This window comes from Rhodococcus sp. NPDC078407 (assembly GCF_044542515.1).
Classification (GTDB): Bacteria; Actinomycetota; Actinomycetes; order Mycobacteriales; family Mycobacteriaceae; genus Rhodococcoides.
This window is the reverse complement of record NZ_JBITUQ010000042.1, coordinates 1-23,240: the sequence shown is the minus strand read 5'-3', so window position 1 is coordinate 23,240 and position 23,240 is coordinate 1. Positions and strand designations below refer to the sequence as shown.

24 protein-coding genes and 1 pseudogene are annotated in these 23,240 nt (G+C 63.4%); 10 read left to right on the top strand and 15 right to left on the bottom strand.

The window, feature by feature from the left end; genetic code table 11:
• Window positions 1–89: 89 nt before the first annotated feature.
• Window positions 90–1,058, bottom strand: coding sequence for an MFS transporter (locus tag ACIGGF_RS24805; protein WP_347873396.1), 969 nt, complete (start codon window positions 1,056–1,058; stop codon window positions 90–92).
• Between the two features lie 63 nt (window positions 1,059–1,121).
• Window positions 1,122–1,706: a TetR/AcrR family transcriptional regulator gene (locus ACIGGF_RS24800; RefSeq protein ID WP_032364206.1), complete on the bottom strand. Its 585-nt coding sequence runs from the start codon at window positions 1,704–1,706 to the stop codon at window positions 1,122–1,124.
• A gap of 85 nt (window positions 1,707–1,791) precedes the next feature.
• Here ACIGGF_RS24800 and ACIGGF_RS24795 point away from each other — a divergent pair, with 85 nt between their 5' ends.
• Window positions 1,792–3,186 (top strand): MFS transporter, encoded by a 1,395-nt coding sequence (locus ACIGGF_RS24795; protein WP_032364251.1) that lies wholly within the window; start codon window positions 1,792–1,794, stop codon window positions 3,184–3,186.
• A 24-nt stretch (window positions 3,187–3,210) separates the two neighbouring features.
• Here ACIGGF_RS24795 and ACIGGF_RS24790 read toward each other — a convergent pair whose 3' ends face one another.
• Window positions 3,211–3,675 carry a VOC family protein gene (locus tag ACIGGF_RS24790; protein WP_052053408.1) on the bottom strand — a complete coding sequence of 155 codons (465 nt, stop codon included), beginning with the start codon at window positions 3,673–3,675 and terminating at the stop codon, window positions 3,211–3,213.
• Window positions 3,676–3,822: 147 nt separating this feature from the next.
• Entirely contained in the window at window positions 3,823–4,146 is a 324-nt protein-coding gene (locus ACIGGF_RS24785; protein WP_032364207.1) for a hypothetical protein, read from the bottom strand.
• Between the two features lie 145 nt (window positions 4,147–4,291).
• Here ACIGGF_RS24785 and ACIGGF_RS24780 point away from each other — a divergent pair, with 145 nt between their 5' ends.
• The 3 genes from ACIGGF_RS24780 to ACIGGF_RS24770 all read left to right on the top strand — a co-directional run bounded on the left by ACIGGF_RS24780 (window position 4,292) and on the right by ACIGGF_RS24770 (window position 7,485).
• Window positions 4,292–5,041, top strand: a complete 750-nt coding sequence (locus ACIGGF_RS24780) for an ArdC-like ssDNA-binding domain-containing protein (protein ID WP_347873395.1) — start codon at window positions 4,292–4,294, stop codon at window positions 5,039–5,041.
• Between the two features lie 358 nt (window positions 5,042–5,399).
• Window positions 5,400–5,687, top strand: a complete 288-nt coding sequence (locus ACIGGF_RS24775) for a hypothetical protein (RefSeq protein WP_347873394.1) — start codon at window positions 5,400–5,402, stop codon at window positions 5,685–5,687.
• A 97-nt stretch (window positions 5,688–5,784) separates the two neighbouring features.
• A complete protein-coding gene (locus ACIGGF_RS24770; RefSeq protein ID WP_347873393.1) occupies window positions 5,785–7,485 on the top strand; it encodes a ParB N-terminal domain-containing protein in 1,701 nt (566 codons plus the stop codon).
• Window positions 7,486–7,637: 152 nt separating this feature from the next.
• Here ACIGGF_RS24770 and ACIGGF_RS24765 read toward each other — a convergent pair whose 3' ends face one another.
• Entirely contained in the window at window positions 7,638–8,006 is a 369-nt protein-coding gene (locus ACIGGF_RS24765; RefSeq protein ID WP_032391721.1) for an Lsr2 family protein, read from the bottom strand.
• 428 nt (window positions 8,007–8,434) lie between these two features.
• Here ACIGGF_RS24765 and ACIGGF_RS24760 point away from each other — a divergent pair, with 428 nt between their 5' ends.
• From ACIGGF_RS24760 to ACIGGF_RS24740, 5 genes are all read left to right on the top strand, one after another.
• Entirely contained in the window at window positions 8,435–8,698 is a 264-nt protein-coding gene (locus tag ACIGGF_RS24760; RefSeq protein WP_032391720.1) for a hypothetical protein, read from the top strand.
• Window positions 8,699–8,824: 126 nt separating this feature from the next.
• Window positions 8,825–9,754, top strand: coding sequence for a hypothetical protein (locus tag ACIGGF_RS24755; protein WP_032391719.1), 930 nt, complete (start codon window positions 8,825–8,827; stop codon window positions 9,752–9,754).
• A gap of 237 nt (window positions 9,755–9,991) precedes the next feature.
• Window positions 9,992–10,204: a hypothetical protein gene (locus tag ACIGGF_RS24750; RefSeq protein WP_155291235.1), complete on the top strand. Its 213-nt coding sequence runs from the start codon at window positions 9,992–9,994 to the stop codon at window positions 10,202–10,204.
• A gap of 131 nt (window positions 10,205–10,335) precedes the next feature.
• Window positions 10,336–10,500, top strand: a complete 165-nt coding sequence (locus ACIGGF_RS24745) for a hypothetical protein (protein ID WP_155291234.1) — start codon at window positions 10,336–10,338, stop codon at window positions 10,498–10,500.
• Window positions 10,501–10,587: 87 nt separating this feature from the next.
• The gene (locus tag ACIGGF_RS24740) at window positions 10,588–11,424 is read left to right on the top strand and encodes a hypothetical protein (RefSeq protein WP_347873392.1); all 837 of its coding nucleotides are present in this window, start codon (window positions 10,588–10,590) and stop codon (window positions 11,422–11,424) included.
• A 371-nt stretch (window positions 11,425–11,795) separates the two neighbouring features.
• Here ACIGGF_RS24740 and ACIGGF_RS24735 read toward each other — a convergent pair whose 3' ends face one another.
• From ACIGGF_RS24735 to istA, 10 genes and pseudogenes are all read right to left on the bottom strand, one after another.
• Window positions 11,796–12,293: a hypothetical protein gene (locus ACIGGF_RS24735; protein ID WP_008720607.1), complete on the bottom strand. Its 498-nt coding sequence runs from the start codon at window positions 12,291–12,293 to the stop codon at window positions 11,796–11,798.
• 160 nt (window positions 12,294–12,453) lie between these two features.
• A complete protein-coding gene (locus ACIGGF_RS24730; protein WP_008720606.1) occupies window positions 12,454–13,254 on the bottom strand; it encodes a matrixin family metalloprotease in 801 nt (266 codons plus the stop codon).
• Window positions 13,255–13,335: 81 nt separating this feature from the next.
• A complete protein-coding gene (locus tag ACIGGF_RS24725) occupies window positions 13,336–13,671 on the bottom strand; it encodes a hypothetical protein (protein WP_141217217.1) in 336 nt (111 codons plus the stop codon).
• A 614-nt stretch (window positions 13,672–14,285) separates the two neighbouring features.
• Window positions 14,286–14,720, bottom strand: coding sequence for a hypothetical protein (locus tag ACIGGF_RS24720; protein WP_042940335.1), 435 nt, complete (start codon window positions 14,718–14,720; stop codon window positions 14,286–14,288).
• Window positions 14,717–16,810 (bottom strand): hypothetical protein, encoded by a 2,094-nt coding sequence (locus ACIGGF_RS24715; RefSeq protein ID WP_094642678.1) that lies wholly within the window; start codon window positions 16,808–16,810, stop codon window positions 14,717–14,719. Before ACIGGF_RS24715 ends, ACIGGF_RS24720 begins: the two co-directional genes overlap by 4 nt.
• Window positions 16,807–18,588, bottom strand: a complete 1,782-nt coding sequence (locus tag ACIGGF_RS24710) for a hypothetical protein (protein WP_141215008.1) — start codon at window positions 18,586–18,588, stop codon at window positions 16,807–16,809. The genes ACIGGF_RS24715 and ACIGGF_RS24710 overlap by 4 nt, the downstream gene beginning before the upstream one ends.
• 35 nt (window positions 18,589–18,623) lie before the next feature.
• The gene (locus ACIGGF_RS24705; protein ID WP_232433769.1) at window positions 18,624–19,427 is read right to left on the bottom strand and encodes a site-specific integrase; all 804 of its coding nucleotides are present in this window, start codon (window positions 19,425–19,427) and stop codon (window positions 18,624–18,626) included.
• Between the two features lie 270 nt (window positions 19,428–19,697).
• Window positions 19,698–20,024: pseudogene (locus tag ACIGGF_RS24700) on the bottom strand (site-specific integrase); the annotation flags it as partial.
• Window positions 20,025–20,058: 34 nt separating this feature from the next.
• Window positions 20,059–20,862, bottom strand: coding sequence for an IS21-like element helper ATPase IstB (istB, locus tag ACIGGF_RS24695; RefSeq protein WP_121869744.1), 804 nt, complete (start codon window positions 20,860–20,862; stop codon window positions 20,059–20,061).
• Complete coding sequence (gene istA, locus ACIGGF_RS24690; protein ID WP_121869745.1) at window positions 20,859–22,490, bottom strand: IS21 family transposase; 1,632 nt, start codon at window positions 22,488–22,490, stop codon at window positions 20,859–20,861. Before istA ends, istB begins: the two co-directional genes overlap by 4 nt.
• 407 nt (window positions 22,491–22,897) lie before the next feature.
• On the opposite strand from istA, the gene ACIGGF_RS24685 reads away from it, so the two are divergent.
• On the top strand, window positions 22,898–23,059 hold the full coding sequence (locus ACIGGF_RS24685) for a hypothetical protein (RefSeq protein WP_341442281.1): 162 nt from the start codon (window positions 22,898–22,900) through the stop codon (window positions 23,057–23,059).
• The last annotated feature ends 181 nt before the right edge of the window (window positions 23,060–23,240 follow it).

The window sequence follows — 23,240 nt, the reverse complement described above, 5'->3', positions numbered from 1 at the left end:
ATCGGGATGCTCAGCCCCACCACGTACGAACAGTCACTGATCGCGCCCATCATGGCCGCGTGACCACTGTCCACTTTTCGGGGGGAACCTCAGAACATCAGGCCGTACCCCACCCCACTGATGACCGCAGCGAGCAGGAAGACTGTGAGCAAGTCCACGTTGGCTGCGGCGACGAGGGTGACAGACCCGGTGGCGGAAAGCACCGAACCGGCCAAAGATGCGGACGTCGGCGAACCGCGGCGGGCGATGATGGACGCGGGAACGATGGCAACAGCCCAACACGCAAGTGCGCACGCGGCGACGAAAGCGTCGACGGTACCGACGAGATCCCTCACGATCTGCGCACCGAGCCCGATGAACACCGCGCCCATCATGAAGGCCACGGTGAGGGAAGCAACACCGATGGCGAACTGCATTCGAGTTCTCGCGGGTGCTCGCACCCGACTGGGCCGCCATCGAACATTGCTGCGCGTGGCCTCCTCGGGGAGGAACCACACCAGCGGCAGCAGAGCAATCGTCACGCCGAGCAAGATGGCGAACGGGAACGTGGTGGGCAAGGCGGAGTACTGCACGAGCGCACCGCCGACAACGAGCGCGAGTGCGGTACCGCTGGCCGTCGCCGCCGTATTGACGGAAGTGGACAGTGCCGCGGTGCGGCGCGGTGCGAACTCGATGAGTGCGGCGCTGGCCGCACTCATCGCGATACCGACCCCGAGTCCTTGAAGAGTGCGGCCGATGAAGATCGGGACGAGACCGCTTGTGACCACGAACAGCGCAGTGCCGACGGCGACCATGCCGACGCCGGCAAGCAGTACGCGGCGTCGCCCGATCGAGTCCGAGAGAGACCCACATGCAACGAGAGCGAGAACCAGCGCTACCGGATAGGTAGCGAACAACGCGGTCGTGACGACCTCACCTACGCGCCACCGATCCGCTAAGAGCGGATAGACCATCGACGGCGCGCCGCTCGCCCACAACGACACAACCAGGACGCCCGCCGCCGTCGACAACGCCACAGGTAACGGCAAGGTCTTGCGTGAACGAGGGCGGCGGTTCACCGATCTACGCCGACCGAACCGACGGTGTGCGACCAACCGAGCGGAAGGTGGTGCGCCCAAGCCTCAATGGGTGTCGAGTAGAGCAAGGATGGTCCTCACGATCAGATCGGGTGCGTCCATCGAATCCAGCCGCCCTGCTGCTATCTCGGCTCCGGCACCGTGAAGGACCTGATGGAGCACGGCGACTTGCCACGAGGTGGGCATGTCACGTGAAAACAGTCCTGCACTGCGTCCGCGTTCGATCAACGATTCGACCCGGCTCGCGGGGCCGTCGTGAAGCTCGCGGATACGCGCTGGGGGGAGTTCTTCCTCGGCGGCGGCAATGACCGATCGTGACCGGTCCACCAGCTCCCAGCTGCTGTGAATGAGCCGGGACAACGCTTCTCGGGGATCCCCACCCAGATCGACCGCAGCCAACGTCTGCTCACCGCGATCGATCACACGCGCCACCACGGCATCGATGAGCGCTGGGCGAGAAGCGAAGTGACCGTAGAGCGTCACCCGCCCGAGACCGGCTTCCCGTGCGATATCGCTCATCGTGGCGTTCTGCCGCCGAGACAGGCAGACGATCGCAGCATCGAGGATGCGCTCGACGTTGCGCACCGCGTCGGCTCGTTTACCGCCTACCTGTGACGTATCGGTCGTCATAGAACCCTCACTTCCCGAACACGTTTGTATGAGTTACGGTACCAGTGTCCAACTCAAACAACTATGTACAACTTAGGAGGCAGTGGTGACCACGTCGAAAACGACACCGGAAGCGGGCGAAGGGCTTCACCCGAAGCGATGGCTCGCACTGGCCCTGCTGGGCACAGCGCAGTTCATGCTGATCCTCGACGTCACAGTGGTCGCGATCGCGCTACCGCAGATGGGCATGGACCTGGCCCTCTCGCGGGAGGCGGTGACGTGGGTCGTCGCCGCATACACCCTGACCTTCGGCGGCTTGATGCTCCTCGGCGGGCGTAGCGCGGACCTGTTCGGGTCCAAACCAATCGTCTTCGCCGGCCTGGCCGTCTTCACCGCCGGCTCGCTAGCGGCCGGACTGGCTGCCAATGCCGAGTTCCTGCTCGGCGGCCGCATTGTCCAAGGCATTGGCGCGGCGATGCTCTCACCGGCGGCGTTGTCGGTGGTGGTGCGCCTGTTCGCCGGCGACGAACGCAACCGCGCCCTGGGCATCTGGTCGGCATTGGGCGGCGGCGGCGCGGCGGTCGGTGTCCTGCTCGGTGGCCTGATCACCGCCGGACCGGGATGGCCGTGGGTGTTCTACGTCAACATCCCGGTCGGCCTGATCGTCATTTTCGGCCTTCTGCGCGTCCTTCCGCCCCTCGCCCCAGCTCCCGGGCCGCGTCCCGCGCTCGACATTCTCGGTGCAGCGCTGGTCACCGCTGCGACCGGATCGGCGATCTACTCGTTGACCGTCGCCGGTGAAATCGGATGGACCAACCCGCAGACCCTCACCGCAGCCGGGGCAGCGGCAGCGCTCTACCTGCTGTTCTACTGGCGACAGCAGGCCGCGTCCTCTCCGCTGATGAACCTAGGACTGCTCAGCCGACGTCCCGTCGGTGCCGGAGTGTTCGTGATCCTGATCGCAACAGCCCTGATGGTCGCAGTGTTCTTCCTGGGCACCTTCTACTTTCAGCAATCCGCCGGGCACGGCCCCCTCGTGACCGGACTGTTGTTCCTACCGATCGCCGTGGCCACGATGACGGGAGCGAACCTCGGCGGACGCCTCATCGGCCGCTGGGGCGCACGAATCCTCGGCACCGCCGGGATGCTCATCGCAGCGTTGGGATTACTTGTGCCAGCCCTGTGGGCAACCACCGCGGCGACCACGATCGGCGTCAGCTTCGGCGCATTCGGTATCGGCGCGCTGTTCGTCGTCGCCTCAGCCACCGCGCTCGGACAGATCGGCCCCGAGGAGGCCGGCATCGCATCCGGCCTGCTGAGCACCTTCCACGAATTCGGTGCATCCATCGGCGTGGCCACCGTCTCGAGCATCGCTGCACTCAGCCTCGTCGCGGGTGGCGGTGACACCGGGTTCCAACACGCGTTCCTCTTCGCCGCAGCCGCTGCTGCACTGGCCGCAATGATCTCCGCCGTCGTCATCCCGCCACGCCCCGCACTCTGATCGTGCAAAACCAGGCACCGCCGGTCAGGAAGTGGTGAAAGCGTCACCGTCACCGTCGACGACTGAGCTCTCGGTCCGGATAGTGTTCGTGGAGAACGTGATCAGGTTGCCGTCTCCGTCCACGGTCGCGAATTCCATCGTCCCCCAGTCCGTCGCGACGGGGTGGCCGGCGTCTGCCGGATGCAGAACGCCCGCGCGCGAGAGTTCGTCGTACAGCGCGGTGACCTCGTCGACGGTGATGCGGCAACTGGCCGTTCCCGCGAGGAAGGTCTCCGCTCCGCTGCACACAGGCCAGGGTGCGGTGTCGGGCCGGCTGCTCCAGCTGTCGTCGTCGGCGGCCCACAGGTGGATCTCGACGTCGTCTCGAGTGAGCTTGGCGAAGGTGGGATCGGAGTACTGCGCCGTGAAGCCCAAGGAGCGGGTGTAGACAGCGACTGCTGTCTCGATGTGCCGTACCGGCAGTGCGGGGACCGCTCTGGACATACGCATGGGCAACACTAACGCCAATGAACGGCACGAGGAAGCGAACGCTGCCGTGCCTTCGGGGAGTGCGTGCGGGCCGAGGTGCACGGTCGCCGCGCGGACGCTACCGCTCGGCGTTCGACAGGGTCGGCGTGACGCGACCCTTCGCTGCGTTCATCGTTGCAACGCTTCGCCTTTGGATCGCAGCGACGCGGCGAGTTGGTCGACGGTCGGCAGACCCGCCAGGCCGCGGTCGGTCGAGTAGACGCGGCAGGCAAGTTCGGTCAGTTGCACGGCATCGTCGAAGGCGTCGACGCCGTCAACGAGGATGGTCGGTGAGCCTGCGAAGGCCGACGCCGCTGCCTCGGCGTCGGAGGAGATCAGCCGGTGTCCGATCTCGATGTCTGACTGTCCGATCAGGCTGGCTGCAGCACGAACCCGGTCCGCAGCTTCCTGCCAGTTCGGGCATCCGTCGAAGTACAAGATCTCCACCTTCATACGAGCGAGTCTGCCCTCGAATCGGATGGCGTGCCGGTGCGGCCACAACGGGGGTCAGTTCATGGTGAGATCGTTTCGGCTGCAACGGGCGAGGCGGCGATCGTGCACCTGATGCTATTCCGCATCCTTCTTCAACAACGTCCTGTTGATCCTCGCCCAGAAGCCCGAGGCCACGCAGGTCGCCGGATTCCGTGCCTGGCAGCAGCGTGGGCGGCAGGTCCGCAAGGGGCAGAAGGCGATCCGGATCTACGGCTACAGCTCCCGCATCGTCACCGAGACCGACCCCGACACCGGCGACGAAGAGACCCGTAAGGTGCCGACGTTCCCGATTCTGTCGGTGTTCGATCACTCGCAAACCGACCCGATCGAGGGACACCCCCAGCCCGAGGGCATCGCTCAGCTTCTCACCGGCGCCGATCCGGACGCGATCTACGACCGCGTGGCAGCGATCATGACCGGCCGAGGCTGGACCGTCACCCGCGAGGCGATCCCCAGTAGCGCGAACGGCTACACCACCACCGACGGCTCCCACCGGATCGTCGTCGACGCAGCCCTCGAACCCGCAGCGGCCGCGAAAACGATGATCCACGAGGCAGCGCACGCGATCATGCACGCACCCGACCTCATCGGCCCCGAGGCCCGCAAGGACCTGCACCGGGGCCGGATGGAGGTCGAAGCCGAATCCGTCGCCTACGTCCTGGCCGGGATGCTCGGACTCGATACCAGCGCCTACAGCGTCGGCTACATCGCCGGATGGGCCGCAGGAGACCTCGAGCAGGTCACCGCCACCGCGAAAGCCGTGCTGACCGCCGTCCACGAGCTGGCCGACGCCCTCGATGACACGGCCGCCGGGTCGGACGAGGGTGAGGACACCGGGACCGGGGAGGCCGCGTAGCGGGTCGGGGATGGTTCGCCGGCCGAGAGTTCCGGCCGGCGGATCAGGCCACCTGCGGTGTCCACCGAATCGAGCTCCGCTGCGCTCCGCACCGTGGAAGAGCAAAGACGTTTTTTCACTCCGGTTCTGGCTACCGGCGAGCATTCATCACCCGTGACCTCCGCATCAACCGCCGGCGTCGCAGGCTCCGGCCCAAGGGCTCCGAAAACTTTTCAAAGACGCCTCCGGCTGAAAACTTTCCGGCCCGACCCTTGACACTCCGGCCCCGTGCGCTGACTTCTCTCCTCACGCCAGAAACGGCGAAAAAACGTGGCAGGGCAACAAGGTTCGGCCACCAGTTGGGAAGGGAAGTAGCGACATGCACGACACCATCACAGGACCGAGGACGGTGGGACTGCACACCGCGATCATGTCCGCGATCGGTCAGGTACCGGCGCAGGTCAAGACCCACGCGCTCGCGCAGGTCACCGCCTACACCGAGCAGGTCAACCGGGCCGCTACCGATGCAAACTCGACCACCGTCGACGCGCAGGTCGAGCGGGCCGCGTACTGGGCGTGCACCGCACGCGAACACGGAGCCAGCGAGGCCGAAATCCACGCTGCACGGCTCGCAGGCCACCACCAGGTAGCCACCGCTCAGCAGTAACCCCAGGCCCGTACCGGCCCGGAAACAAGAAAACACCGGACAGCTCTTACCTGCCCGGTGTCTCCAACCGAAGAATCTACCAGGGAGAGACACCACCATGACCGAAAGCATCGAAACCACCACCGCCGCAACCGAAGCCCCCACGACCGGCACCACACCGGTCGTGGGGGCGGGCGAGGAGTTCGCCCGCCTGCACCCCACCACCCTCGACGTCGGCCCCAACGTCCGCGACCACGTCGACACCGACAGTCAGGACTTCCGCGATCTTGTCGCGAGCGTCGTCGTTCACGGAGTCGTACAGGCGATCTCCGCAGTCCGCGACGGTGAGAACGTGGTCGTCATCGACGGCCAGCAGCGGACCCTCGCCGCGATCGAAGCCGGGGTCAAGAGCGTTCCGGTGCTGATCCGGACCGCTGTCGAGACGTTCAAGGAGCGGGAGATCGAACGTATCTCCAAGCAGGTGGTCACCAATGATCTGCGAACCCCTCTCACCGAGGGCCAGCGAGCGAAGGCATTCGCCGACATGCTCGCACTCGGCCTCTCGGCAACGAAGATCGCCAAATCGGTGCAGGTCAAGCGTGAGACCGTCAAAGCCGGTGCCGCAGCGGGTCGGTCACAGACAGCGATCGCTGCCCTCGACGCCGGGCAGCTCGACCTCGAGCAGGCGGCGGTGGTCGCAGTGTTCGACGCCGACGGCGACGACGATGCAGTCGAGGACCTGCTCAACGCCGGATCACGGTTCCGCTCCGTCGCACAGGAGTTGATCGCGGACCGCGCCGAGCGCAAGGCCCGCGCCGAAGCAGGTACGCCGTATGCGGCCAAGGGCCTGACCGTCCTCGCAGACGAGCCCGACTTCGACAGCCCCTACGTCGCCGCTGAGGACTTGGTAACCGCAGACGGAGACCCGATCACCGAAGCCGTCATCGACGGCGCAGCCGAGCACTGGGCGGTGTGGCTGACTGCCGATGAGCAGATCACCGTCACCGCGACCGGCGAGGTGATCGAGTCCGAGTCGATCGACTGGGCGACCGAAGGAGCCCCGAAAGCCGTCGCTGCCGAGGGATTCCACCACCACAAGGACGTCACGGTCGCACAGGTGTGGGTGCCGGAGTACTTCACCGCCGACCCCGACGCCGCCGGTGTGAAACTGGGGCCGATCCTGGCCGCAGCGTCGAGCGAACCCGACGAGGCCGACGATCAGGCCGCAGCCGAGAGGAAGGCACGCGAGAAGAAAGCCGCGCAGGCAGCGCTCGCGGCCAAGGAGGCCGAGAAGGCCGCTCGGCGGCGCACCGTCGCGCTGAACAAGGCCAGCGCCGCCGCGACGATCGTCCGCAAGGAATGGCTGAGCAAGTTTCTCACCCGCAAGACCCTGCCGAAGGGTGCAGGGAAGTGGATCACCGAAACGCTCGTCGACGAGCCGGGACTGTTGACCGAGAACAAAGCGCCGCAGTACCTCGCAGAGCTGCTCGGTGTCACCGTGCCCGCCGACACCAGCCCCAGCGCCGGATACCCCGGTGTCGCGGACAAGGCCGCGCGTCGAGCACTCGCCGCCACGATCGACAAGGCCAGCGAAACCCGCGCGCAGGTGATCCTGCTCGCGCAGATCCTCGCCGCTTACGAAGCACGAGTGAGTGGCAAGGGCAACGACTCCTGGCGGCGCACGTCCTGGGGTAACCAGGACAACTACCTGGGCTTCCTCGACCAGCACGGCCACGTGCTGACCGTGGTCGAGCAGTCCGCAGCGGGAACGCTCACCCCCGAACAGGCGTACGACCAGCTCACCGCACCCACCGAGTAGGAATCGGGCACGGTGGCGGGTACCTCGACGGTGCCCGCCACCGGTGGCCCCGTCCCCGACCCCGGTCGAGGGGGCTCCGCCGCCCTCGAGCTCCCCCGCTCGGCGCACCACCACCGGCCCCGCTCAGGTCGAGGCGGGCGGCTCACCACCCGTCAGTGTGCGGCGTTGTACGCCTCTTCGATATCGGCCGGAATCCGGCCACGCTCGCTGATCTCGTAACCCTGGTCGAACGCCCACTGTCGGATCGCCCGCGTCTGCTCCGGATCACGCTTGACCGATCCGCCGGCCACTGTCGCGGTCGACGCGGCAGCGGGGGAGGGCTTACGCTTACGGCCACCGACCCGCGTCGCATGCCCGACGTAGTAGTCGAGCTTCTTGTGAAACTCGGTGGCGTTCTTCGCTTTCAGGTCGATCGAGTACTCGACGCCGTTGATCGCGAACTCGATCGTCTCGCCGGACTCGTCGTCGATGACCGACCCGTCGATATCGTCCACCAATTGGGTTGTCACTCGTTTGGCCACAGCCGCAGAACCTTTCATCGACATACATTCGCAATGCGCAATCGCATTCGCCTGTACAAGGGTAACCAGCGTCGATATCCGCTTTCTTCATCGACACGGTAATTCGAGCCGCTATCGAGCCGTATTCGATTTCCGGCAGTCGGTCTCATAGGCCCCGAGAAAGCAATGCAGCTTTCGCACCGAAAAGGGATTGCGATAGCCGAAGCCGTTGCAGTGCAACAGTATTCGGCCGCGTGAACGCGTCCGCACGTCCCCTCCGGGGCCGCTACTTGTGGTCACCATTTTGGTCGTACGAGTCGCCCAAGCCTGACATGCCGGGGGCCCGTCCAATCAACCCACGGTCGCAAGCTCCCTCTTCGGGGTTGACAGTCCACCCTCAGCCTGTCAGTCCAGGACGTCTCATCCGAACCTTTGGAAGGTGTCCAGTCATGAACAACAACTACGAACTACTCAACGATCACCAGATCATCACCGATCTTATCGGCACAGCCGCTCAGCTCCCCGCCGAAGATCCGCGCGCGGCCCGGTGGGCCACCGAAGCGCTCGCGCTCGCCAGCGCAGCAGAGCTGCCCATCCTCATCGAGGAAGCCGAAGGAGTGCTCGGACGCATCGAGCACGACACCACCTGCCGGTGGTGTGCCGGGCAGCCGGGCGCAGACATCCCGGTCGGGTCCTTCTGGTGCACCCACTGAGCACCAGGCCCTCCGGGGTCCCGGTCCCATCATGGGGCCGGGACCCCCTTTTTTGTCTCCCGTTCCGTTACCGCAACGTAATGAAATGAAACGTAACGATATGAAACGAAATGGTAGAGTTCAGTCATGACCGCAGCCGAGCCGCCCCGCAAGCCAGGCCGACCCCGCATCCACGCCAGCGCGTCCGACCGGGTGCGGGCACACCGAGCCAGAGCAGCAGAAAAGGCCGGCAAAGGCGCGGCAGTTGCCGGTGTCGACGAAGCCGACACCGCAACCCCCGAACTCGCCGTCGCCTCCCTTGCCGCCGTCCTGCCGGCCCTGGCCACGCAGGCCGAACAGATCACCGCCCTGGTCCAGCGGGTCGAATCCGCGATCGGCACCGTCTCAGACCCGAAAGCTCTCGACCAGCGTCTCGAGCTGATGCGCGCCGAAACCGCACGTACCGTCTCCGCCGCCGAAGAGCGAGCCGCGGCCGCCGAAGCGGCCGCGCATGCTGCGACCGTCCGCGCCGACGCCCTCGACGCCGAAAACGACGAGCTCCGCGCCGATGCCGCCGACGCATGGGAGCGGACCGAAGAAGCGGAAGGCGCGGCTGAGCGGGGCCGTGCCCAGGTCGAGGAGCAGAAGGCCGCGCACCGCGCCGAACTCGACGAGCTCGACGCACGCCAACGCGCCGAAATCAGTGCCCTGCAGGACACCCACGACACCATTGTGGCCTCGCTCAACACCAGTCACCGCGAATCGATCGACCGCTACGACGAGAAGGATCGCCGCCGCGAGGACGAGCTGGTCGAGCTGCGCGCCGAAGCGAAAAGGTTGCGTGCCGATCTCGCCGCCGAACGCACCGCACGCCAGGACGACAACCGCACCAGCGCAGCAACACTCACCCAGCAGCGCACCGACGCCACCAAACGTGAAGCCGAGCTGCGCCGCGACTACACCGAACGCATCGACGAACAGAAGACGATCGCCGCCGATCTGCGCGAAGAGATCTCGTTGCAGCGCGCCGAACTCGATCGTCTCCGTGGCCTCGAGGAAGACCGCCGCCACAACTGAAAGGCCGGGTCAGGTGCGGTCATGCCGGGGGAGTGGGCGTCCCACTGCACTACCTCGCCGCCTCCGGCGTCGCCCCATATGGGTCGCCAAGGGGGGTCGTACGAGGACGCCGAGTCTGACACGCCGGGGACCCCGTCCAGTAAAACCACGGTCGCAAGCTCCCAAGACGTGGTTTGACAGTCCACCCTCGTCATGTCCGATCGCTACGTCTCATCCGAACCTCGAAAGGATCTCGCCATGCTTCCAGATCGGCTCTCCGCCATCGCATCCGCTGCCCTGAACCGCGGCGCAACGAGCGTCACCCACAACCTGGGCGGACTGCACGCGGACGTGCACCACGCCACGATGTGCGGGCAGTGGGTCACACCCGAGCAGCTCGACACCCGCACCTGGGAATGCCTACTCGGCAAGCACCGCACCGACGAAGCTATCGAACCTCTCAAGCTCTAAACCGGACGGCCCCGCCCACACCGGGCGGGGCCCAACCCGTCCCATCTGGTCGGGCTCCGGACCCTCGTCCAGTCATTCACACGAATGACTGTTGCCGGAACCAACCCGAGTGCGGCCGCGTCCAAACAGGTATGGACCACGACGAACGAGCCGCCATCCGAGACGAAGGCCACGACCCCGACCACCCGGCCGTCTCACATGCCCTCGACCAGGTCAAACGCACCCTCCACCTGTACCGGCACCTCGCCTGGACCTTCACCGCCGACGACCTCGACGGCCACGCCGTTCCCCGCTGACCGACCTCACCAGCACATTCGACAACTCGAACGGGTGTTCGATACTCTGGCGGTAGCTCCCACCGGCACGGCGAAAGGTCGATCCACATGGCCACCGTCGACGCGATCGAAAACCTCACCGGACTCGACAAAGCCACCCAGCTCGACGTCCTCCGCCGACGGATGGCCACTGTGCCGGGTCGACGCGAACACGCACCCGCCGACCTCCCGACCGCCGCCCCGCTCGACCGGACCGAACCCACGACTCCGATCGTCGACGACGATCCGGAACCCGCTGTCGCCGCTGTGCGCGGCAAAACCCTCCGAACCATGCCCGTACCCCCACCGCTCGCCGCGCTGCTCCCACGCCGAGCCCTGGCCCGCGGAACCGCCATGACCGTCACCGGTGCCGGGTCCATGCTCATCGCCCTCGTCGCAGAGGCCTCCGCAGCCGGGCATCACGTCGCCCTCATCGGCCAACCCCGCCTGAGCCTGCTCGCCGTCCACGAACACGGCGGCGATCTCGCAAAGGTGCATCTTGTGGATCCTGGAAAAACCGATCCTCTCGACGCCGCCAGCATTTGTCTCGACGGGGTCGATTTGATCGTGACGACCGTGCACGGAAGGGACGTACCACCCACGCGTGCAAGGGCTTTGCTCGCGCGCAACCGGCGGCACGGCAGTGTGCTGATCCTGACGGATGGGCACATGCCCGGTATCGATCTCACGATCGCCTCCACCGTCTGCGGCTACGGCGGCATCGAGCAGGGCAGAGGCCGAATCCGGTCGATCACCCTCGAAACCACCGTCCACGGACGTGGAACGCAACAACGCACCGGCCGCCACACCCTCACCGCACCGAGCTTCGGCGAGCAAGGCCTGCGCTGGACACCCGCACCCGCCGACGAACTCGCCGGCCACCGACCTGTCGCGGTCGCGCAATGACCACCGAAGACGAGGCCAGGCATCTTCGATGCCTGGCCTACCACCTTCGAGCCACCCACCCGCCGCATCGTGGACCCACCAAAATCGGTGCACGTGAACATCTTGTAGACGGGGTTTGCCTCTGACCACTGTGCATCCGATTAGTATCCCGCTGTTTCGGGCCATCACCAACGAGGGTTCGACACCTGCCCGAATCACGCTCGGACCATGAGCTGCCGCTGTAGCGGAGCCACCGCGGATGAGGATTTGGCCCGTCGACAGCCAAGACAGGCTAAAACGTCAGTGCAGTTCGGGAATAAGTCATACACCCCCGAACTGCACTGGTGGGACGTGAAGATCAGCTTCCGGTCCAGTCGACTGAAGTCACACACCTACCTTGGTGGCACTGGCGGTTCGGAGCTGACGGGCTCCGATTCGCGGTTCGGATCGAACGGAATCTCGTTGTCGATGGCATCTCGCATTGTTGCGACCGGCGCTGGCTCATCGGTTGATCGCCGCGCAGTTCCATCGCTGACGGCAGCAACTTCCTCTGCTGACAACGTCACTTTGCCCGCGCGTGGAGCGACCGTGTACCAGTTTTCGGACGGCAAGAAGCCAGCCGACATAAGGTATGTTGCTCCCGGCTCGATCAGTGGGTCATCGTCCAGTAAGTACAACGTACCGTCGGTGCCATACCCGCCTTGCTGATTGACGAGTATTTGGCCCGCGACGTCACCCTTTAGGGTCTGAAGCACCTCAACAGAAAACTGCGTCTCGGGAAACGGCCCAACTGCCTTCGTACCGACTTGCTCAATCACTGTTCCGACGAAGACCGCGTCGGCCCAACCGGCAAGCTGCTGAGGGTCTGTCACATCGAAAGCCGAGTCCATTTCCACTGCTTGTGTGCGCGTAGTCACGCTGGCAGTCGTGCCAGCATCTCCAGGTTGCGTGCCTGCCGAAGTGCTGCAGCCAACTAATACAATGCAGGCGAATAAGCTCGCAACGCCCACCGTGCCGTACTTTGATCCTAAACTTCTGACCTTCATCATGTCATCCCCAGAGTTGACGGTAGGCGGCTTGATCCATGAACTGCGGCGCAAAAACCGATGAGTTTGAAATCGGATCCATCAGCTGACTTTTGCAGTTATGCGCCAAACCGAGCGCATGACCCATCTCGTGTGTCATAACGTTCCGTTGATTACTGGCGTTACCGAGCTTCGCTGTATTCATTTGAATAGTGTCCACCCCAAAGTCGGTGTTGCTGTATAGCCCGGCCCATGTGACGTCCGGACGGTTGGCGTCGGAAATTTCCACATTAGTGAGCGTCGGGTTCACAGGGTCATAGGGGGTAACCTGGACGCTCCCAAGTGCATTCCAAGCAGTGGATGCCTGCGAAATTGCGGTCGTGTATTGGGAAGATGACTGATAGGTGAGTTTGGAGAAGAGGACTGAGCTGTAGCCCAATGTCGGCGGCCTGCGTCCTGACGTCAGATACTGGCCGTTCTGGAAGTTCTGTCCGGAAGCGCCATATGACTCGTAACCATCATTGGACGTTGTTCCATCTTGACACAGGTACTCATCACTGCTCGGGAAGCCCAAGGGTCCAAGCTCGTAGTTCTGCGCAGCCCACTGATCGCGAATGTTACCCCAGGTGGCATAGGCAGATGTGGCTCCGAACTTGTATGTAATCGCGCCGCCCTGGAAGTTGTTGTACCGCCCGCCAGAAGCAGGGCTCTCACGTGTGACCGGGTACCCGAGTCGTCCACGTTCGTCGCTTCGCTTCTCGTACTGATACGGGCCGTTGACATACGTTCTGTACTGACGCGATGGCAAATTAAGCCACTTGTTCATGATCAAGCCGCCGATTTGACGACCTTTGTTTGGGTCGACATTCGGCGACCAGTAAATGCGATTAGTAAACCCGAATTCCTGCTACCGCCCCTCGTTGCTGTTTCCTGCGTAAAGCTCGCCACTGGTGGGTTCTCCGATACTCGAGGTGCCGCCTTGGCCGTATTGGTTAGCACCGGAAAGGAAATCGATAAATTCGCGTTCGATGGAGCCGAATACCCACTGGTTGTTGCGAAATTGATCGGCGTTCGCAACGCCAGGTGTAGAAACTAGCAATGCAAGGGATGTAATTAACGCACCGATAAGTGACATTCTTCGAGCGACAATTTGATTTCGCGTCCGATGCTGCCTGAAGCGGACATTGATCAATGGGCTTGGATCGCCAATATGCGACTTGAGAGGTAGCCTGCTCGGTTTCATGGAGCTCCCACAGTGAAGGGCATCAAGGACGAACCGAACAGTACGGTCAGTTTGCCCACCGTTGGAGAGACACGCGAACACGAGTTTGGTCACAATTCGGTCACCGTGACCGCCGCCAACTCGACGGCGGCTAGACTTCGAACGCATGAGCAATACAGGTTCTCGGTGGCTACGGCCAGCTGTCCTGCTGGTTCTAATCGGCGTCTTGCTCGTTGGTGTTGCATTTGGGGCGACCAGCCAGATTGGGCTCGGTCGCTCGGCCTCAGAAATTTGCGAGAATGCTTATCCGGGGGCTGTCGACGTCGAGTCCAGTCGTCCCCTCCTACCGCTAGTCGTCGTGCGTTGCGCTGCACAGGATTTTGACACGCGTGTGGAGACTAATGAATTTGATCCGCTGTCAACGCTTGTCCTCGCGGCTGGGATCGCAAGCATTGTCGTTGGTGTATCTGCCATCCGACGTCAAAAGCTGAACGAGTCATCTCAAAAAGGACAGCGGTGAACATACTCGGAGTGGTCTGGTCTGATTCGCTGTGTGAGAACTCGAATTAATTCTGGTCGGAGGATACTTCCTCCCCGACGCCCAGTATCTTGCAGCTTTATCGGTGGATCGAGGCTTAGCGGTCCTGCCGGCCACACGCGCCCACGACAGCGTCCGCGGAGCTCGAGCGTGACTGCAGGGAGGTCACCCCTGACGTTGTTTCCAGTTCTTTCCGTAGGGCGTGGTTGTCGAGTGTTAGCCGCTGGATGACGGCCAGTGCGAGGGTGAGGTCTTGAGTCAGCGCCGCGTTGTCTCGTTGCACGCGTTTGTTGGAGGCAAGGAGTTCGGTCCGGTCGTCATGCCGTGTGGCGACGGGAGCTGCGACGGAAGCGGCTCTGAGTTCGGCAGCGATAGCGGGGTAGTGCCGCCAGAAGGTTGCGTTGGACAGACCCAGTCGACGGGCAAGGCCGATGACAGTGGCGCGGCCGCCGGCCGATGCTGCGTCTTCGATGTGCTCTGTCATCACTCGACGGACGTCCTGCTCGCTCGGGAGGTCGATGCGTTTACTCATCGGATTGAGTTCGGATCGTGTCGGTCGACGAACTGATTTATCTGCTCACTCCGTTGCCGTAGTCGATGCTGCAGCAACGGAGGCAGCGACGGTGTTCGTTCGAGCTCGCGCTCGATATCGGAGCTCTCCGAACGCAACTCGTCGAGGTTGCCTGAGGTGAGCGCGACGTTGCGGCATTCGAGAGGTCGACAACCACCGAGCGTCGGCGCGTTCTGGCCCGAAAGGTTTTGTGCGCGTGTGCACAGTGCCTTGTCCGGATCGTAGACGCAGGTGGCGTATCGGCCTGGATAGATTGCTGGGTCGAATCGGCGTATTAAGCGGTCGTGCCGACGCCGGTCGGTGACGACCTGTCCTTGGTATCGGATATTCGACTCGAGCTCGCTCAGACGTCGGCGGGCTTCGTCGGCGGCGGGTCCAACGAGATCGGTGTGTTCGTGGGCATCGATCATTGCCATCAGACCCTCCCCTCGGGCAAGGGCCTCCTCTGACTCGACTTCGGCGCGGAAACCGCTATCCGATGTGCCGGCGTAGCCCTCGAACATCTGGACAGCTTGGTGGCGATATTGAATTGCCCCGGCAATGGATCCGCCGGGTTGGCGTGCGATGAACCAGGCGAGTGTTCGTCTGAACTGGCGGGTTGTCAGCCGCCACGTTTGGGCATTCACAGCCGGAATGTCCTCTGCGAGATCATGTGCGCGACAATAGCCATCGATCCAGGACACCAGATTGTTGATGTGGTCGTTCGTGGTCTTGGTCAAATTGACGTGGGCGGCGGTTTTGCCGATCCGCACAGCGGTGCCATGAGTTGAGGGTGCGAACAGCCGGGTTTCGTTACGGGGTTGGAGGAGTTCGAGGACCGCCACGGCGCGGGCGGCCGGAGCGCCGACAACCCAGGTCGCTTGCACTCCGGTGGGGTCGCGTTCACCTTTGAACGCCAGGCTGGTGATCATCCACCGGTAGGGCCTGCCGTGAGGGTCACGTTTGACGCTGATGCAGCCCCGCTGCAGATGCTTGATCTCGCTGTCACGCATGCCGGACAGGAACGCGATGATCACGTAGCAGGCTGCGCTCAGCGCCGACAGCAGGTGCAAGATCCCGGCCTGCCGATCACGCCGATTGAACAGGATGCGGTCAATCCAGGGGGACCCGTTGATCCGTCCGTTGATCACCACGTCACACGAGACATCGTTGTCGACCCCGACCAGTCGAGCTGTGTCCTCGATGAGGTCATGGTAAGTCCGCAAGGTCGAGCGATCGCATCCAAGCAGGCGGGACAGGTGGCGAAAGCTCGGTTGGCCGTTGTGTCCCGGTAGTGGGCGTTCTGCGTCACGGTATTCAGCTAACAGATGGACCAGATCCTTCTCTACCCAACGCCTTGCCTCGGGCGGAACTACCCCTTCTTGCAATCGAACTCGTCGCCACTCGCGGTCTGCCGCGAGAATGTCCGATGCAAACTCATCGACGAACCGCAGACTCCAGGTGAGTAGGGGTCCGAGCACCGCCTCCGGAATTCTGGCGGTCGCGTTGTCTGGCCCGCTCCTGTCGCCGGACTCGCTCCAACCATCGATGTGGTACGGGTCGAAAGTCAGCTGATCGGTAACCATGAGTCCGCGGTAGCGATAGAGCGACCGAACCGAACTGCGATAGCGATCACGAACCGTGAGAGTGGGTTGCGTCGCGAGCAAATGCAGTTGGTACGCAATCAAATCGGAAGGTTGCAACTCCGATAGCAGCGGCTGGCGCAGGTTGGGTCGCGAAGCGAGCCAGGAGAAGAAGTGGCGGAGCGTGGGCAACATCGAGGCAATCGTCGCTACCTTCGGTAAGCCGCGTCCTCTGGCGGGTGCAGGCCCGCCCAGCAGCCCGATGAAAAGTTCTTTGGCCACGGTGCGATAGACAGACGGCACGGATGTGAAGTCGAGGATCAGAGCAACATGATGTTGCTGAAAGAAAGCTGGACTGAGATCCCAGACGTCCTCTACGAATCGGGAAGCTCGGCTGAGTTCTGTCTCCGGGCGCACCGGCCGCCCGTTCAGTACGCATCGTTCGTCGAACGGGTGCGACGTCGACGGTTGAGGGTGGGCGTTGGTCATGTTTGCTCCCATGGTGATTCGACGAGATCGAGAAGTGCATCGGTGGGTTTGATCTCCGTTGCCGCCAGGATCTCGGACCGATTGAACTTCGAGAGAACGTCATGGCGGATGGCCGCCCACGTCGGTCCGTATCGGACCCACCAATCGGCCTCCGACAGCTGATCGCGGCGGGCCGCCAGCGCATCGAGCAATCCGAGCAGTCCAGGAAGGTGATCAGGCGTGATCACGCAGTTTCCGCAGTGAAAGCAGTCGAGAAACGATGCGCGACAGCTTCTCCCGGTGGCGGGATGGTGGTCGTGATCCCGGCACGCTGACCAGGCGGTATCGGCTGCGTCTGTGTGCGTCGGCGGGGTATCCCCGTGAGGATTGGTGGCGGAGCGTTCCGGCTGCACGTTCAGTGTGCCTCCTGCAACGTGCAGCGCCCGTCTGTGTGCTGCCAGAGCGCTCGATTCGGCGTCGCTGACGGCAGCCGCAACAACGGTGTGTGCCCATTCCTGTGTTGTCGGGTCTCCGCGTAGATAGTTCCGGAACAGAACCGGGATGGTGTTGCTCCGGGCAGCGGACGGGAGGTGACCGCCGATCTGTTTGGTACGGCGCACGTCTGCCGTGGTCTTGATCCGGTTGCCGGTGACCGCAAGCGGAGCCGGGGGCGTTCCGTCGACGACGTCAGCGTGGAGGCAATGCCGGGTGCGCCATCCGGCAAGGTTGATTGCTGTCGCGGTCAGTTCGCGAGCGAATGGGTCGAAATGTTCTTCGATACCGCGAAGGCCGGTGTTGTGGCCGCTACGCCAGATCGACCAAACGGATGCGCTGCCAGAAGTGTTCCTGCTGCGAGTGGTCAGTTCGTGTAGCAGTAGGTAAAGACCGCCGGGATAGTGCAGTTCGCGACCCGGTGGCCCGATCTCCCACGTCGCGGTCTCGAACCATCGGTGATTGCCGCGGCGGCGTTTGATGACACGAACTTCGACGGCGCGTGTCTCCAGGATTCGGTGTTCCCAGGGGAGCTCTTTGATGGTTTCGATATTGCGGCCGGTCAGCGCCACCATCAACACGAGCATTGGCGCGAGGTCCCGGATCGTCATATAGAGCCGGCTCGCAAGCTCCAGTCTGACGACGTGCGCGCTGAAGCTCCGGCTCGGGGGTACGACTCCTGATTCCGCAATCGCGACGAGCTCTTTGTCGCCCTCCAAGCCTTCCTGTTCACCCGTTTGTCCTATTGCAGCTTCCGAGAGTCGAATTCGATCGCGCAATGCGGTGATGTCTGACCGAGCGGCTGAGAGAATACGATCGAACTCTCCGTCCGAGTAGCCAGGTTGGCCAATCCGGGTCTGCCCGATTTGGCGGCAGGTGTAGTCGATCACTGATGAATTCACCGTATCGACCAGCGGTGGCAACGTCAGGAACTGTCCGAAAAGTGCGATGCCTCGCCAGGCGTAGACGTCCTTCTGCGTGATTCTGCGCTGGTTGTAGACAGATTGGAGGTGGGCGGTCTCCAGCAACGGTGGTCCGGTCGGTGGATCCGGCAGTTCCGAGAGGGATCGCAGCATGGATCGCACCCTCGTAACCAGTCCCTTCGCTGAGCTGAGCGTCCTGCTGCGTCCCGTCGCCCCGAGGGCAAGGGCCAGAGCCTCTGCAACTGCCGTGTGCCAACCGGGCAGCGCCATCTTCGCGACGTCCACCAGCAGAGTCCGGCCGTCTTCACCATCGAATCGGACCGTGAGGCCGGAGGCGATGGCGTGTTCGCCTTCGGTCGGTGTGTACGGGCCAGATGGGAGCATCGCGCGGCGCCCGGTGCCGGTACTGCCGCGACCGTTCACTGTGTTTTGTTCTCAGTGGCGACGTCGAAGACGTCGAGTGGAGTGTCGCGGGGATCTTCCCATGTGTTGGGCACCAACATCATTCGCGTTTCCATTTCCAATTCCGACAGCGCGTGTAAGTAGATCTGTGTTGTCACCACGGAGCGGTGTCCGAGGCGACGTCGCACCCAGTCCAGAGGGTCACCGAAGATCTGTGTCCATTGCCCTCGCTGTTCGGCAGTCATTTCGGTCATCGCGCTGATATGTCCGCGCTGTAGCTGTTCCAGAGTCACCACCGCGAACGTGTGCCGCAGGAGGTGAGCATGTGCAGTCAGAGGAACTCCTGCTCGACGACACCGTGTGTTGGCGACTGCGAACATGTCTTTCCAGGTCGAGACCGCGATGGGGGTGCCGAACTCCGACAGCCAGAACGCGGCCGGCGTCAAGCCATCGGGCCCGTCGATGAGCAAGCGGCGTCGTTCGTCGGCATCGAGGTTGGAAACTTTCACGGTCGATCGCAGACCGGACCGAGTCTGTACGACGACCGGCGAATGCGGATCAGGGATCACGAGCGGGCGGCGAACCTGTTCGTACCGTCCGCAGGCGCGTGCGCGGGCGATGACCTCCGCGCGATCGAGTGTCGCGTACCCGATCAGGTCGGCGATCACGGATTCAGGAACGTAGACTCGGCGGGCCGAACGACCTTTGGCGATGGCCGTCGGCAGCCAAAAACGTTGATAGCCCCCGAGACCGCGAGCTGTTGGCACATCGAATACCGTCAGCGCCGCTTGCTCGGACAACCGCATGCCGGTGCGCACCATCAAGTCGCAGAATGATGCATTGCGCGCCGCCCAGCGACCGCGAAACCCGGTGTCGTGGACACCGTCGGCGCGATATCCGCGAATCCCGACATCGCGCCATAAACGGTAGGACTGGGGTGGGAGCCACTCGATACGATCCGTCGCGGCATCGTGCGAGTAGGTTGCCGGTGTTGTGGTCGAAGAGTCATGACGGACGAGGCCCGCGCCGAACGGCATTGGTCGTCGAACTCTCTGCGGCACAGGGTTGTTCAATATATGGCCCGCGCGGACCTGCCATCGATAGAACTTGTCGACTGCGGCAACCTCTCGGTCCCATGTCGCACCTTGTATGTGCGGCCCTTGAGAGTCGATCCTGCGCCAGCGCCAGTACGCCAGATGGTCAGCCTCGTTGACGTCGCACCAACGAGCTCTGTCTCGTGAGACAGCAACGAAGTTCAAAAACGCGGCTAGATCGCGGGCGTAGCCCACCTGGGTGTGGCGCGCCTTCGCCTGCATATCGACTGATCTGAAGAAGGCATTCAACTCGATGTCATACTCAAATGATGGGTCAATGAGGAACGGCGTGCCGGCTGTCGCTTGCCAGGGTGATGGGACCACCTGATTGCCAGTGGGTAGGGACCACCGTGGCGCGTTATTGAGGATGCTCGTTGTCGGTGGTGGCGTCAACTGTTCCGGGTCGGGTGCGTTGGCGGTAGGACGGTCCTTCGATGACGAGGGTGTGCGCGGTGGAGGTCAGTCGGTCGATGGCGGATTGAGCGAGGAGGGTGTCGGCGGTCATGGTCAGCCACTCCGCCGGCTCCCGGTTGGAGGTGACGATGGTGGTCTTCTTGCGGTGGCGTTCGACGATGAGTTCGTAGAAGTCGCTGGTTTCGGTGGCATCGAGTGGGCGCAGCGCGAAGTCGTCGATGATCAGGACTTCGATGGCGGTCAGTCGCCGGATTTCGGCGTCGACGGTGTTGTCGAGTCGGGCCGCTCGGAGTCGGGTGAACAGTTTGTCCGATCGTGCGAACAGGACACTGTGTCGACGGCGGATGGCCATGTGTCCCAATGCTGTTGCCAGATGCGTCTTGCCGACTCCGACGGGTCCGAGGATGATCGCGGACTGGTGAGCATCGAGGAAGCGTAGTGAGGTCAGATCTCCGAGCAGGGTCCGGTCGTATCGGAGATCGTCGTGGGTGTTCCAGTCCTCGAACGCCATCGCCGGATCCAGTCCTGCTTTGGTCGATCGCAATGTCGCCGAACGGGAGTCGCGGCGGTTGACTTCGTCGGAGAGGAGTACTTCGAGGAACCCGATGTGGCTGAGTTTGTGTTGCCGAGCCAGGGCTGCTCGTTCGGGGAGCGTGTCGGTGAGCGCGCCGAGTTTGAGGGCCTTGAGCAGTCGGACGAGGTCTGTGCCGACCGGTTCGGTGGTGGCTGGGGTGCGAGTGGTGGTCATGAGTGTCCTTCCGTGGATGCGGAGCCGGCGTCTACGACGGTCAGTGATGGTGTTGTGGTGGAACGGAATTCGGATGGGTCACGAGAGAATCGCGTCGATGCCTGTCCGACCGCTGCCGGTAAGGACGGTGCTGTCTTTTCGGTGGCCCGCTCCAACATGGACGCGATCTTGGTGACCGAGACGACATCGAGATCCAACGACAGTGAGCAGGCCTGTTCGACCCGCTCGGCTCCGTAACGTCTCACCAACCCTTGCAGCCGGTAGACACTACGAATCCGCGTCCAGGGCAGTGGGTCATCGAGGATCCGTTCGGCGTAGATCCCGATGTTGCGGCCATGGCCGTTGCAGGTTCTGATCAGTGAGGTGACATCGCGTAATGCGTAGTCGGACTTGTGTTCGGGGAGGTCGGCGCGGTCGGTACTGCGCCCACCTGCAGGTTGGCGGGGATGGATCTTCACCAGGGTGCCGCGGTGATAGAACTTGACCAGCTCGGTGTCGGCCCGGACCGACAGTGTCGAGCCGATCCACTGCTGCGGCAACGAATACAGTGCCCGCCCGATCTCCGCGTGGAAGTCGCGGTGGACTTTGACGTCCTTGAAGATCGGCACGTCGTACTCCGGCGGCACCGGAAGCAGTACCGGCAGTTCGGAGTCCTCGAATACCTCGCGCGGTCGGGCGCATGTCGTGCCGTGAATACGCATACCCGCGGTGCTGCTGCACCACCGAACCGCCGCCTCCTGCGCTTGCTCTAGACTGTTGAATCGTTCACCGGCCCAGAAGTTTCCGCGCACATACTGCACGGTGCGTTCGACTTTCGGTTTGTCCTTCGGCGAGCGCACCCGCGCCGGGTCGGTGATGAACCCGACGTGGGCGCTGTAGTCGAGCCATCCATCGCTCAACCGCGGAGCGATCGGGTCCGCCCTCGTGACAACAGGTTTGAGATTGTCCGGGATCAAGACCGCGAACACGCCGCCGAAGAACTTCCATGCTGCTTCGCAGCCGGCAATGACCGCCACCAACGTCTGCGAATAGCTCAGCCACACGAACATGTGCCGGCTGTAGACCGCGGTGAAGATCAGGGCGTGGACTTTGCGGGCCCGCCCGTCGTCGGGGTCGGTGAGCATCCCCAGATACCCGAAGTCGACCTGGCATTCGATCCCCGGTTCGCCGTCGACGACGCGGACGGTGAGGTTCTTGCGGCCGAAACCACACATCTCGGTGGAGAACCGGTGCAACGTCCGGTACGGCACCACGCATCCTTGACGGGCAAGGAGGACTTCGATTTTCGCGATCGTGAGCGGCTTGCGTTCACCGTCGCCTGCCACCCACTTGGTGATCTGCTCCTGATGGGGCACCAGTTGCTCCCATGCCGCGCCGTGACCGTGCGGCCGGTCGGGCCGGACAGTGGCGACGACCGCTGCGATCACCTCGTCGCTGACCGCGCCGGCATCGTCGGTTCTGCTCAGGCCGGCTGCTTGGGCTGCCTCGACGTAACGGCGGACCGTCTTACGATCCACACCGGCATGCTCGGCGATCGTGCGCAGCCCCGGAGCCGGCAGTGCCGCCGTCCCGAGCCACAGCCGTAGTACTTCTCTGATTTCGTTCACACTGATCTCCCGAAAAGCCATGCTCACCGACCTCCGTGACGGACTTCGTGCTGTCACAGACGATCGAACGAGCAAACGACGGGACCACCGGCAAGGCGCGCCGGTGGTCCCATAACTGGCAATCCAGGTGGTCCCATCACCCTGGCAGAAATCAGGTCACGCTGGTCCCATGCTCATGGCAGACGACACCGGCCACCAACTCTGGCCGCGCGAACCCAGGCCACTCCAAATTTGTGTCCGGCACCGCTGGCCGCGGCACCAACTCGTGTGGAGTGATACAAACACGCCAACCAGGTCTCGGCATGGTGGGCAACAGTACGTGGACATCTGTCCATCCGTGCACAAAACATCGCGCTCGCGATCGGACGATCCGCAGGCGGACGATTCCGCGACACCACGGCGTTGAAAGTCCGGCCGAAGGCCTCGCAATGGACACCATCGTCGAGGGAACCTTGTTCGCCTGGGCCCGGACGAGTGTCGGCGATTGGCTTGCAAGCGTCACGTTTTCGATCCCCACCGGCAACAAGATGGGGCGGCTCGACCTCGACCGGCAATGGGTCCCTGCCAACGCCATCACACCCATCACATGACCGACACCACCAACACGGTGGCCATCCGACTCGGCCTCGAGCACCGACAATCAACACACACCACCACAGCAGCACAGGAGAGACCGTGAATCACCCCAGGTTTGATGCCGCTTCCTTCTGAGTCAGGAAGGATGCATGTCATGCCCAAGAAAATCGATCCGGAGGTCCGTGCGAGGGCCCT

Bases quoted from the DNA above. Each gene is read 5' to 3' on its own strand.
- ACIGGF_RS24800 (WP_032364206.1), bottom strand. From the start codon at position 1,706: ATGACGACCGATACGTCACAGGTAGGCGGTAAACGAGCCGACGCGGTG.
- ACIGGF_RS24790 (WP_052053408.1), bottom strand. From the start codon at position 3,675: ATGCGTATGTCCAGAGCGGTCCCCGCACTGCCGGTACGGCACATCGAG.
- ACIGGF_RS24785 (WP_032364207.1), bottom strand. From the start codon at position 4,146: ATGAAGGTGGAGATCTTGTACTTCGACGGATGCCCGAACTGGCAGGAA.
- ACIGGF_RS24775 (WP_347873394.1), top strand. From the start codon at position 5,400: ATGCACGACACCATCACAGGACCGAGGACGGTGGGACTGCACACCGCG.
- ACIGGF_RS24770 (WP_347873393.1), top strand. From the start codon at position 5,785: ATGACCGAAAGCATCGAAACCACCACCGCCGCAACCGAAGCCCCCACG.
- ACIGGF_RS24760 (WP_032391720.1), top strand. From the start codon at position 8,435: ATGAACAACAACTACGAACTACTCAACGATCACCAGATCATCACCGAT.
- ACIGGF_RS24755 (WP_032391719.1), top strand. From the start codon at position 8,825: ATGACCGCAGCCGAGCCGCCCCGCAAGCCAGGCCGACCCCGCATCCAC.
- ACIGGF_RS24750 (WP_155291235.1), top strand. From the start codon at position 9,992: ATGCTTCCAGATCGGCTCTCCGCCATCGCATCCGCTGCCCTGAACCGC.
- ACIGGF_RS24745 (WP_155291234.1), top strand. From the start codon at position 10,336: ATGGACCACGACGAACGAGCCGCCATCCGAGACGAAGGCCACGACCCC.
- ACIGGF_RS24740 (WP_347873392.1), top strand. From the start codon at position 10,588: ATGGCCACCGTCGACGCGATCGAAAACCTCACCGGACTCGACAAAGCC.
- ACIGGF_RS24735 (WP_008720607.1), bottom strand. From the start codon at position 12,293: ATGGACTCGGCTTTCGATGTGACAGACCCTCAGCAGCTTGCCGGTTGG.
- ACIGGF_RS24730 (WP_008720606.1), bottom strand. From the start codon at position 13,254: ATGAACAAGTGGCTTAATTTGCCATCGCGTCAGTACAGAACGTATGTC.
- ACIGGF_RS24725 (WP_141217217.1), bottom strand. From the start codon at position 13,671: ATGAAACCGAGCAGGCTACCTCTCAAGTCGCATATTGGCGATCCAAGC.
- ACIGGF_RS24720 (WP_042940335.1), bottom strand. From the start codon at position 14,720: ATGAGTAAACGCATCGACCTCCCGAGCGAGCAGGACGTCCGTCGAGTG.
- ACIGGF_RS24715 (WP_094642678.1), bottom strand. From the start codon at position 16,810: ATGACCAACGCCCACCCTCAACCGTCGACGTCGCACCCGTTCGACGAA.
- ACIGGF_RS24710 (WP_141215008.1), bottom strand. From the start codon at position 18,588: ATGCTCCCATCTGGCCCGTACACACCGACCGAAGGCGAACACGCCATC.
- ACIGGF_RS24705 (WP_232433769.1), bottom strand. From the start codon at position 19,427: ATGGTGCGCACCGGCATGCGGTTGTCCGAGCAAGCGGCGCTGACGGTA.
- istB (WP_121869744.1), bottom strand. From the start codon at position 20,862: ATGACCACCACTCGCACCCCAGCCACCACCGAACCGGTCGGCACAGAC.
- istA (WP_121869745.1), bottom strand. From the start codon at position 22,490: ATGGCTTTTCGGGAGATCAGTGTGAACGAAATCAGAGAAGTACTACGG.
- ACIGGF_RS24685 (WP_341442281.1), top strand. From the start codon at position 22,898: ATGGACACCATCGTCGAGGGAACCTTGTTCGCCTGGGCCCGGACGAGT.